At 45.9% G+C, this 1,685-nt stretch carries 1 protein-coding gene; it reads left to right on the top strand.

Annotated elements, in window-relative coordinates:
* Positions 1–1,685: tandem-95 repeat protein (locus tag L4D05_RS23975; RefSeq protein WP_428795498.1), on the top strand; the 1,685-nt coding region annotated here is incomplete at both ends.

The raw sequence follows: 1,685 nt of genomic DNA, 5'->3' as shown, positions 1-1,685 counted from the left end.
TTCCACATTAGATCAATCACTGAGTGATGAGTCTTGGGGGCTTGATAATGTGGCGCTTTCAGTTGCGTCTTACCCWGAAGACAGCGCAATACCTCTTGATATACAGGCGGCACTGACTGATATCGATGGCAGTGAAAACCTCAGTCTTMGYATGCATGAYGTTCCAGAAGGGGCGGTATTATCAGCAGGGACATTGGAGCTAGACGGTTCATGGTCATTAACACCAGAGGATCTTGTTGGRCTAACCTTGGTCCCACCCACCAACTTCTATGGTGAGTTAGCGTTACGCGTTGATGCAACCGCAACTGAATCAACCGGTGAAATSGCGACGACGTCATTACCACTGAATCTTACCGTAAGTCCGGTGAATGACGCCGCTGACGTTGAGGGWATGAATTAYACCGTACTAGAAGATGGYCTATTGAGCTTTACTGATACGGATCTATTAAGCAGTGCATCAGATATCGATGGCGATACACTGTCTATCGCACATGTTACTTATGATGGCAGTGAAGGGGTATTAACGAATCTTGGGGGAGGCACCTATACCTTTGCTCCGAATGAAAACTTTAACGGTAATCTGTCGTTAAGTTATGGGGTTTCCGATGGCACTGTAGTAACGGATGGCACCATTGGTGTTGCCGTTACAGCAGTAAATGATATCCCAGTTACAAGCGGACCTTTGTCTTATACCATTGATGAAGACGGTTCGATTACCTTGTCTCAAGAGCAGCTCCTGATTAACGCATCTGATGTGGATGGGGATGACCTCACCGCCACCATTGAATCTGCTGATAATGCGTCTATTACCTTCAATGAAAATGGCAGTTATACGCTGACGCCGGATGAAAATTTCTCTGGTGATATCAACTTCAACATGAGCATCTCTGATGGGCAATCGGTGGTAAGTTCTAATATTGAACTTACCGTTGATGCGGTCGCTGACGCGCCTAATTTAACGTTAGGGTCAAGTATCTTTGCTCTTGATACATTTGAGACGGGAATGGAAGGTTGGTCTGGTGCTGGAACGGCAGACTCCAGTGGTTTTGACTCTGGACAAATGTTAGGACAGCAGAACAACCAAAGTGGTGAAGAGGAAGTCTCTAAAACTTATGATGTGCCTGCTGGCGCTTCTGAAGTGACCATTGAATTTGACTTCTATCGTCTTGATTCATGGGACGACCACAACTTCAATATTTATATTGATGGCGAATTATTTAGTGTCGAAACCTTCTCTTACCATGGCAACGACAGCGCAAACGTCATTGATGTAAATGGTCAAGTTGTTGGGCAGTTTGTGTCTTCAGAGAACGCTCAAATCCATGGTACGCAATGGCCTGTCAATCCTCATTACTCGACCGACCAATCCCATCATTTCACACTTACCGTTCCTGTTTCAACAGATTCAGGCCAAATCACACTAGGGTTTGGTTCCACATTAGAYCAATCACTKAGTGATGAGTCTTGGGGGYTWGATAATGTGGCGCTTTCAGTTGCGTCTTACCCWGAAGACAGCGCAATACCTCTTGATATACAGGCGGCACTGACTGATATCGATGGCAGTGAAAACCTCAGTCTTMGYATGCATGAYGTTCCAGAAGGGGCGGTATTATCAGCAGGGACATTGGAGCTAGACGGTTCATGGTCATTAACACCAGAGGATCTTGTTGGACTAACCTTGGTCC

Origin of the sequence: Vibrio nomapromontoriensis (assembly GCF_050337205.1) — a bacterium.
Taxonomy (GTDB): domain Bacteria; phylum Pseudomonadota; class Gammaproteobacteria; order Enterobacterales; family Vibrionaceae; genus Vibrio; species Vibrio nomapromontoriensis.
This window is presented reverse-complemented; position numbering and strand designations above follow the sequence as displayed.